The 9,476-nt window shown below is 57.2% G+C and carries 8 protein-coding genes; 6 read left to right on the forward strand and 2 right to left on the reverse strand.

The window, feature by feature from the left end; genetic code table 11:
• Positions 1-26: 26 nt before the first annotated feature.
• The gene (gene tssD / locus E1H13_RS17015) at positions 27-524 is read left to right on the forward strand and encodes a type VI secretion system tube protein TssD (RefSeq protein ID WP_169614842.1); all 498 of its coding nucleotides are present in this window, start codon (positions 27-29) and stop codon (positions 522-524) included.
• 5 nt (positions 525-529) lie between these two features.
• On the opposite strand, the gene E1H13_RS17020 is transcribed toward tssD, so the two are convergent.
• Positions 530-856, reverse strand: a complete 327-nt coding sequence (locus E1H13_RS17020; protein WP_169614844.1) for a CU044_2847 family protein — start codon at positions 854-856, stop codon at positions 530-532.
• A 243-nt stretch (positions 857-1,099) separates the two neighbouring features.
• Here E1H13_RS17020 and E1H13_RS17025 point away from each other — a divergent pair, with 243 nt between their 5' ends.
• Positions 1,100-2,350, forward strand: a complete 1,251-nt coding sequence (locus E1H13_RS17025; RefSeq protein ID WP_169614846.1) for an OFA family MFS transporter — start codon at positions 1,100-1,102, stop codon at positions 2,348-2,350.
• Positions 2,351-2,431: 81 nt separating this feature from the next.
• Positions 2,432-3,103 (forward strand): response regulator transcription factor, encoded by a 672-nt coding sequence (locus tag E1H13_RS17030; RefSeq protein WP_169614849.1) that lies wholly within the window; start codon positions 2,432-2,434, stop codon positions 3,101-3,103.
• Between the two features lie 129 nt (positions 3,104-3,232).
• On the opposite strand, the gene E1H13_RS17035 is transcribed toward E1H13_RS17030, so the two are convergent.
• The gene (locus E1H13_RS17035; RefSeq protein WP_169614851.1) at positions 3,233-4,966 is read right to left on the reverse strand and encodes a CHASE domain-containing protein; all 1,734 of its coding nucleotides are present in this window, start codon (positions 4,964-4,966) and stop codon (positions 3,233-3,235) included.
• Between the two features lie 275 nt (positions 4,967-5,241).
• Here E1H13_RS17035 and E1H13_RS17040 point away from each other — a divergent pair, with 275 nt between their 5' ends.
• The 3 genes from E1H13_RS17040 (at position 5,242) to E1H13_RS17050 (ending at position 9,176) form a co-directional block, all read left to right on the forward strand.
• Positions 5,242-6,924, forward strand: coding sequence for an ABC transporter substrate-binding protein (locus E1H13_RS17040; protein ID WP_169614853.1), 1,683 nt, complete (start codon positions 5,242-5,244; stop codon positions 6,922-6,924).
• Positions 6,925-6,939: 15 nt separating this feature from the next.
• Complete coding sequence (locus E1H13_RS17045; RefSeq protein WP_169614855.1) at positions 6,940-7,968, forward strand: ABC transporter permease; 1,029 nt, start codon at positions 6,940-6,942, stop codon at positions 7,966-7,968.
• A 362-nt stretch (positions 7,969-8,330) separates the two neighbouring features.
• Positions 8,331-9,176: an ABC transporter permease gene (locus E1H13_RS17050; RefSeq protein ID WP_169614856.1), complete on the forward strand. Its 846-nt coding sequence runs from the start codon at positions 8,331-8,333 to the stop codon at positions 9,174-9,176.
• Positions 9,177-9,476: the final 300 nt, after the last annotated feature.

Raw genomic sequence — 9,476 nt, forward strand, 5'->3', positions numbered from 1 at the left:
TGCCGTTAGCCTAAACCGTGAATGCCATGGCCCAAAATGCCTACATGTTTCTCAGCCTCAACGGTAGCCAAATTGATGGGGAATCTACCGTTAACACCCTGGCCGGAATTGACCTGAGTCAAGCTATCGAGCTAGTGGAGTGTCGCTTTAAGGTAGGTCTGACCGAGGCCACCAACCCCCGTCGTTTAGAAGGACGGCGCATCCACGCCCCTTTTTGGGGGCTCAAGCGAAGTGATAAAGCCACGCCCCAATTGTTTCAGGGCCTGGTCAATACTATGCAGGTGGATGCCAAGATCCATTTCTTTCGCCCAGATCCAGACACAGGTGAGATAGAAAATTATTTTGATATTGAACTACAACGAGGTCGCCTTAGCCAAATTGAGGGCTATTTGCCCCATCAGCTGACGCCGCATTTGGCCGGGGAGTTGTCTTTAGAAGCCTTTGAGATTGTCTATCACTCCATTCTGCTGCGACACAATATCGCTGGTACAGAGGCCCAAGATACCTTTTCGAGTGTGGCCTAGGGCGGCTAGCTGTCTGCTTTCCAGACCATCTTGATACGCAGGTTCCCCTGCCCGCCAGCCTTGGCGACGATCGCGCCCACTTCCGCGTCAATTTTGATGCCAAACTCTAGCTCAAATTCAGCGGGGGGCTGGGGGAGTTTGGCGATCGCCTCGGTGGTGCGGTTAGCCATGGCTTGAATGGTACCCATGGCCTGGGTCAGCGCCTGGGCTGACTTGGTAGCCAGTTCCGTCGGTCGCAAAGCCCCACTGCGCAGGGTGCCGTTAGTGGAGTCGATGTCGAACAGCACCAAGTTTTCCTCGGGGGAACCGGTGGTTTGAATGATGTCACTCATAAATTGCGGGTTGAACCATCAAGGCAGATTATAGGCCGTTGCCCGTTGTCCCATAGCTTCCAAGTTATGTCTAACACTAGGCCGATTCCGTAGTAACGCTAATAGACCTTCTATAACGTCCTGGGGAAAACTTCTATATCAATTTGTTCACTCAGGCTACATCCGCTAACCCACACAACGGTTAAGTCTGGTAGAGTCTGTGCAATCCTATTGTTCGCTAGATCGCTACTTAGCTAAATACCGATGAACTCTATCTATCAGACTGCCCCAGTTACCGTATTCGGTCTTTCGGCCATGCGGGGGCGATGGCTGTTTATCCCCCTGGGGGTTACCGTGCTCCTGTGCCTGGGCACCGTCTATTCCTGGAGCATCTTTAGAAAGCCGCTGGAGACGGAACTGGGCATTAGCGCCACCGAAAGCCTGTTGCCCTACACGGTAGCGCTGGTGTGTTACGCGATTTTGATGCCCATCGCTGGCTTTTTTATCCCGCGCCTTGGCCCCCGCACGGTGGCCGCCATCGGTGGGGTGGTGGTGGGGCTGGGCTACATTCTGGCCAGCTTCGCTGCTCACATTGGGGCGATTACCCTTACCTATGGGGTGATTACGGGCACCGGGGTCGGCCTGGCCTACGGGGTACCCATGGTGGTGGTAGCCCGCTGGTTCCCAGAACGTAAGGGGTTGGCCGTTGGTCTCACCATTATTGGGTTTGGCCTATCGCCTTTGGTCACAGCACCTCTGGCCAATAGTTTGATCGGCAGCATTGGGGTGCGGCCGACCCTACGACTGTTGGGCATGGTATTTACGGTGGTAATTGTGGCGATCGCCGCTACCCTCAAGCTCCCCCCTCAAGATTGGCAGCCCACCCAGGGTCATCAGGGTCAAGGGGTCGCCACCGCAGCCCAGACCTATCCCCCCCATTTACTCAAAAGCCGATCCTTCTACGGCCTTTGGATCTGTTACATCATCGGTACCCTGGTGGGCCTGAGTGCCATTGGCATTTCCAGCCCGGTGGGAGAAGAAATCATCAACATTAACCCCACGGTGGCGGCTCAAAGTGTGGCCCTATTTGCCCTGTTCAACGGCGTCAGTCGGCCCCTGTTTGGCTGGCTTACTGATCGTTATCGTCCCCATCAGGTGGCGATCGCCTCCTATAGTTTGATGTTGGTAGCCTGCATTTTGATGGTAAACGCCCAGACCGGCCAGGTGGTTACCTATCTGGCGGCGTTCAGTCTATTTTGGTTTTGCCTGGGGGGCTGGCTGGCGATCGCACCAACTACCACCCTGCGATTATTTGATCCTGACCACTATGCCCAAAACTACGGGATTGTGTTTACCGCCTATGGCATTGGGGCACTGATGGGCACCCTAATCGCTGGCCAAATTCGGGACTGGTGGGGCACCTATACCTATGCCTTTTACCCCATGGCGTTGTTGGCAATCATCGGCATCGTCGTGGCCAGCCTGATGCTCAAGCCCGATCCAATCAGACGCTAAAGTAGCCTAAAATACATTTCCCCCTTCCCCTTACCGGCACAATCCAAAGCAACCACCCAATGTGACGGCTGCCCGTTCGCCATGCGCATTTTATTAGTCGAAGACGATCGCCACCTGGCCGATTCCCTAGCAGAAGCGCTGACCGCCCAGCAGTACACTGTCGATGTCGCCTGCGACGGCGAAGCCGCCTGGCAAAACATGGCCACCTACCCCTACGACCTGGCCCTACTGGATGTCACCCTACCCCGCCTGGATGGTCTGCAATTATGTCAGCGGTTGCGGGTGCAGGGGTACCAGTCCCCTGTGCTGATGCTGACCGCCAGGGATACCAGCCGAGACAAGGTGGCGGGCCTAGATGCTGGCGCAGATGCCTATATGGTCAAGCCCTTTGACCTGTCAGAGCTGCTGGCCCAAATTCGGGCCTTGTTGCGGCGGGGGCAGTCTGGCCACAACTCCTGCCTCAACCACCAGGGACTACAGCTGAACCCCACTACCTACGAGGCGATTTATGGCGATCATCCCCTGCGCCTCACCCCCAAGGAGTTCGCCATTCTAGAGTTGCTGCTGCACAATGGTCGTCGGGTGTTGAGCCGTCCCTTTATTATTGAATCCCTCTGGCCCTTGGGGGAAGCTCCTGGCGAGGAAACGGTAAAGGCTCATATCAAGGGGTTACGCCACAAACTCCGGGCCGCTGGAGCCCCACGCACCTTTATTGAGACCGTTCACGGGTTAGGGTATCGCCTGAAGCCGTAGGACTACGGCCACTTTACCCCCCCGCCCCCCAATTCTGGGGGGATCTGAAGCCTCCAAAGTTGGGGGTTTGGGGGCCAAAACCCCCATAGGCAATATTCTTTTACAACCATGAAACAACCCTGGGGAACGTCAGTCCACCCAGGGTAAACACACTGTCACAGTGGTGCCTTGGTGCTCTTGGCTGTGGATGGATAAGTTACCCTGGTGCCGCTCTACACAGGTTTTAACCACCGCTAGACCCAGCCCTGTGCCGGGGATATCCCCCACATTGTCGCCCCGGTAAAAGGTTTCGCAGATGCGAGCTTGGGCTATGGCTGGGATCCCAATCCCTTGATCTTGCACCCGGAAAGTAAGGGTCTTAGCGGTTTGGCTCAGATGCAGACAAATGGGGCTGTGGGCAGGGGAGTATTTAATTGCATTAGAGAGCAGGTTAAGCAAGATCGATCGCACCAGCTTGGGGTCCACATAGGCCTGGGGGCTAGTGAGTTGGGCCTCGACGGTGATGGTTTGGCCGGGGTGTAGTTCTGGTTGCAGTTCGTCGACAAGTTGTTTGCTCAGGTGGGTAACATCGACAATTTCTGGGGCCAGGTCCAGGTGGTTGGCTTCGGCCCGGGATAGGGTCAAAATATCGCTGAGCAGCTGGGTCATACGTTTGGTGATGGTCTGAATCCGCTCAATGGTTTTAGCCCTTTGCCCCTCAGACCAGGTCTGGTGGTTCGCCGCTAGGGATTGGGCCGACACCAAGATAATGCTGAGGGGGGTGCGCATTTCGTGGGAAGCCATGGAGAAAAAGCGCAGTTTCAGATCACTGATTTCGCGGGTGCGCTCGACTTCCGCCTGCGATCGCGACAGCACCAGCAGTAAACTTCCGGTCAACAATAGCCCCAGCACCAGGGTAGAGGTGGCCCCCCAGGGAAAGGTGGCGATCCCCCCGCTAGTGGGGTCAAATTCAATCGCCCATTCCCGCTGGGCAAAGGTCAGGGTTTGGCGACAGGCGGCAACGGTCGGGCAAAGGCTACTGCGGCTGACAGACCTCAGGGGGGCTGGGTTGGCGGGGATACTCACCTGCTGGGATGTGGTGGCGTATTGGCCCAGAAACTGCTGGTCCGGCGGCCCAGTCAGGTCATAGAGTCGAAAGTCAACGGTGTAGCTAAAGTCTTGCAAGGCCTCTTCTACCACGTCGGCCACCCTGAAAACCCCCAGGACATAGCCCAGCAGAGGGTCGGGGGACCTGGGCGAGCCCTGGGCAGAGTTCCCCTCGGCGAAAATCGGTAGAAACACCAGAAAGCTGTATTGTTCAGCCGCCGTTTCCTGCACCAGCCGAATTCGGCCGGTGGCCGCCAGGTGACCCGTGTCGCGGGCCTGGTCCAGGGCGGCCCGGCGAATGGGGTCGGAGGCCAGATCATAGCCCAGGGCGACTTCGTTCCCCTCCCAGGGTTCTACATAGGTGACAGGAATATAGTCGGGACGATCTGTAGCCGGACCCAGTTGTCCATTGGCATACCGTTCAGTGATAGTGGCGGTACCTCGTCCCAGTTGGGTCAGGTGCTGCTCATACTGGGGGCGATCGCCATGATCAATCCGGGGTGCCCATTCCAGAGCCTGAATGCCAGGGTAAACCATCAGTGCCCGTTGCACAAACCGGCCAAACATCGCCTCAGTGACCTGATTATCAGCGACCCGATATAAATCTTGAATCGACAGCAGTACATCGGTATAACGATTCAAGTTACGCTGCAGGGCTGTGGTCAGGTTATTGCTTTGTTGCTGAAACTGAGTCCGGCGACTGAGTTGTTCCCAGCGATTGACCCACAGAGCCATCATCATCGACAGCACAATTCCGCACCCCAGGGCAAGCCCCATAGTGAGGTATCGAGTTAGGGGAGACAGGCCCCTATCTTCCCGAATTCTTCCCGAACTTTTCCTCAAATTATTCCCATTCATTCCCTAAGGTGAGGGGCAATTCTTTTAGAAGTTCTTTAGGGTATCAAGGCTAAATTCAGTTACGCAACCGTAGCCTGACTAGCAGAGGTTTAATCCACAATTCTGCGAACTAAAACGTATCACATTTTACTGTTTTTTGGCAATTGGTCTGACAATTTAACCGACGTTATAGCTATTGACTGGGTGGTTGTTCCATGAAAGTAAGACGACGTGACATGCTGCGCATAGGGGGCGGTGCCATGGCTAGCATGGCCCTGTCTACCATGCTCAAAGGTTGTGGTAACGGCCAGTCTGAGGCCTCTGGAGAGGTTGAATCTGGCGAGGGCAACAGCAACGGCAATACCCTGACCATGGTGCAGGGTTCAGGATTTCCGAATAGCTTAGATATTCACCGGGTGGGAACAAATCGTCCCGCCTATGGGGTATCTTGGGCCCTGTACGATCGCCTCATGACCTTTGGCTCTACCACCCTAGAAGACGGTACCGAATCCTACGATTTCACCACCCTGGAACCGGAGCTGGCCGAGGGTTGGGAAATGGCAGATGATGAGATGTCTGTGACCTTTTTCCTGCGCCAAGATGCTACCTTTCACGATGGCGCTCCGGTAACAGCCGCCGATGTAAAATGGTCCTTTGATCGAGCCATTTTAGTGGGTGGTTTTCCGGCCTTTCAGATGAAAGCTGGCGCCCTAGAAGATCCCGACCAGTTTGAGGTGGTGGATGATCATACCTTTCGGGTGAAATTCATCCGTCCCGACAAACTCACCATGATGGATTTGGCGGTACCGGTGCCGGTCATTATCAACTCAGAATTGGTCAAGCCCCACATCACCGAAGAAGACCCCTGGGGCACTGAGTGGGTCAACAACCACGATGCCGGGGGTGGAGCTTACAAACTAGGCGACTATCGCCCCAACGAGCGCATCACCCTGGTGCGGTTTGAGGACTGGAAGTCGGGTTCCCTACCGGCTATGGAAAATGTGATTCTGCTGAATGTGCCCGAGGCCGGCAACCGCCGCGCCCTGCTGGAACGGGGGGACATCGACATCAACTTCGACCTGACGGAGCGGGACACCCAGGAACTGGGCGAGATGGATCGCTTCCAGATCGTGTCTACCCCGATTGAAAACTGCACCTACTCCCTAGATATGCACGCCCGCCCCGATCTCAACGGGGCGGCCAATCCCCTGGCCGATGCCCGGGTGCGCCAGGCGATCGCCTACAGCGTGCCCTATGACGACATCATGGCCACTGCCTTTTACAGCCAGGCGGTGCCCCTGTTTGGGGCCGACAGCATCGAGCCTTCTACCCCCGACTGGCCCCAACCTCACCCCTACACCAAAGACCTAGACCAGGCCCGGGAACTGCTGGCAGAAGCCGGTTACCCCGATGGCTTTGACACCACCATTGCTTTTGACCTGGGCAACCAGGCCTGGGCCGAACCCATGGTGGTCCTGGTGCAGGAATCCCTGGCTGAAGTGGGCATCAACGCCACCATTGAACGGGTACCCAGTGCCAACTTCCGCTCAGTGTTAGTCGAAAAAAGTCGGCCGATCATCGTCAACCCCTTTGGTGGCTGGCTCAACTACCCTGACTACTTCTTCTTCTACGCCTACCACGGCCAAGACGCCACCTTTAACGGCGGCTCCTACAGCAACCCGGAAATGGATGAGCTGATTGACAACGCCCTGGCCACCGCCCCCGGCGAAGGCAACTACGAGGAGTATGTCAAAGGCTTTATTCAGATGGCCTGGGAGGAAATGCCTCGGGTGCCGATTGTACAGCCCGTGCTATCGGCGGCCATGCAGCCCAATGTGAATGGCTACCGCTACTGGTTCCACCGCCAGGTAGACTTTCGCACCATTGAAAAAGCCTAGGACAGGAGAAAGACCATGGCTCGGGCAACCACAGCACAACTGATTGGCCAGCGGCTTCTGGGTTCGATTCCCAGTGTGATTGGGGTGGTAATCGTCACCTTTATTTTGACCCGGGCCTTGCCCGGAGACCCCGCCGCCTTTTTGGCTGGCCCTGCCGCCACCCCCGCCGCGATCGCAGACATTCGCACCAGCCTAGGGCTCGATCGCACCCTGCCGGAGCAGTTCTTCCTCTATGTAGGGGCACTGTTTCGGGGGGATTTGGGCCTGTCATATACCACCGGTCAAACGGTGGTGTACGACCTGATCACCCGCCTGCCTGCCTCCCTAGAGCTAACTGGGGCGGCTTTGATCTTTGCGATCGCCCTGTCCCTGCCCCTGGGTATTCTGGCGGCAGTGCGACCCAACTCCTGGATGGACCACGGGGTGCGGGTACTGGCGACTGCCGGGGTGTCCATGCCCACCTTCTTTACCGGCCTGTTTTTGGTCTATATCTTTTACTACTTGCTGGGCTGGGTGCCCGCCCCCACCGGTCGCATCGATCTGTTGTTCAGTTCGCCCCCTCGGGCGACCGGCTTTTTCTTAATCGATAGTCTGCTGGCTGGCGATATGCGGGGGTTTTGGGCCTCTGCCCGGCAGCTGTTTTTACCGGCCGTCACCCTCGGTCTGTTTGCCCTGGCCCCCCTGGCCCGCGTCACCCGGGCCGCCATGCTGGCCATCTTGTCCAGCGACTTCATCCGCACCGCCCGGGCCAGCGGCCTCCCCCCCCGGCAAATCCTGTTCGGCTACGCCTTTCGCAATGCCCTGCTGCCGGTGGTTACCACCCTGGGGGTCGTGTTCTCCTTTCTGCTGGGGGCCAACATTCTGGTGGAAAAGGTGTTCGCCTGGCCCGGCATCGGCTCCTATGCAGTAGAAGCCCTGGTAGCCTCCGACTATGCCCCGATCCAGGGGTTCATCCTCACCATGGCGTTGTTGTATGTGCTGCTAAACCTGGTGATCGACCTGCTCTATGTGGTCATCGATCCCCGCGCTGGCGTCGATGGGTAAGGGCCTCATCCGGGCAGGGCGGACAGCTATGCATTTGAAGAACGAAGAACGTAGGGCGTAGCCCGTGCGCAGCAGAACGTAGGGCGCAGCCCGTGCGCAGCAGAACGTAGGGCGTAGCCCGTGCGCAGCAGAACGAAAAGGAAAGAATTCAAAATTCAAAATTCAAAGTTCAAAATTCAACCCACCCCTACCCCTCCCAGGAGGGGATCCCAAAATCCAAAATCCAAAATCCAAAATTCCCCATCTCCCATTCCTCCGCCAGGGCGGACACCCAGGTCCGCCCCTACGCATCCACCCACCTCCCCACCTCCCCATCTCCCCCACTTCCCACCTCCCCATCTCCCCCACCTTCCCCACTCCCCATGACCACCACCCTCCGCCACACCCGCTATGTAATCAGCGAAAACTGGGTCACCTTTGGAGCCTTTGCCCTATTTTTGGGCTTTGTGCTGCTGGCCATCTTTGGCGATGCGATCGCTCCTTACAACCCCATTGCCAGTAACTCCGCAAACGCCTTCCGTCCCCCCAGTTGGAGCCACTGGTTCGGCACCGACCAACTGGGGCGGGATATCTTTAGCCGGGTTGTGGTTGCCACCCGGCTGGATCTGGGCATTGCGGTGCTGGCGGTGGCCCTGTCTTTTTTGGTAGGTAGCGCCATGGGCACCTGCGCTGGCTACTTTGGGGGCTGGACCGACCGGATCATCTCCCGTCTGGTGGATACCCTGATGGCCTTTCCCCTATTTGTGCTGGCCATGGGCATGGTAGCCGCCCTGGGCAACACCATCGAAAACATCATCTACGCTACCGCCATCATCAACCTGCCCCTCTATACTCGGGTGGTGCGATCGGAGGTGCTGGTACAGCGCCAGGCCGGTTTTGTGGATGCCGCCCGGTTGGTGGGCAATGGCGACTGGCGGATCATGGCCCGCCACCTGTTTCCCAATGTGATGCCCGTGATGATGGTGCATGTGTCGTTGAATATGGGCTGGGCCATTCTCAATGCCGCCGGTCTGTCATTTATCGGCCTCGGGGTCCAGCCCCCCACCCCAGAATGGGGAATTATGGTGGCCGAAGGCGCCAACTATATTATCTCCGGTCAATGGTGGCTGGCCCTTTTCCCCGGTGCTGTCTTGATGTTGGCCGTGTTTTGCTTCAACCTGCTCGGCGACGGCCTCAGGGATTTGATTGATCCACGGATGAGGACTTAGGGGGAGTGATGGGTGGATGGGTGGATGGGTGGATGGGTGGATGGGTGACGGGGAAATTTTGAGTTTTGAGTTTTGAGTTTTGGATTTTGGATTTTGGATTTTTTTGGATTTTGAACTTTGTAAGTCCTGGGGACTGGTTCTGCCTACGCGCAGCGTCTCCGTAGGAGAGATTTTGGATTTTGGATTTTAAATGTCCTATCTTTCTCTCCCCATCTCCCCACCCTCCCCATCTCCCCCTCTCCCCACCCTCCCCCTCTCCCCCCCCTCCCCCCCCCCCCACCCCCCCCCCCCCCCCCCCCC

Origin of the sequence: Nodosilinea sp. P-1105, from assembly GCF_012911975.1 — a bacterium.
Lineage (GTDB): Bacteria > Cyanobacteriota > Cyanobacteriia > Phormidesmidales > Phormidesmidaceae > Nodosilinea.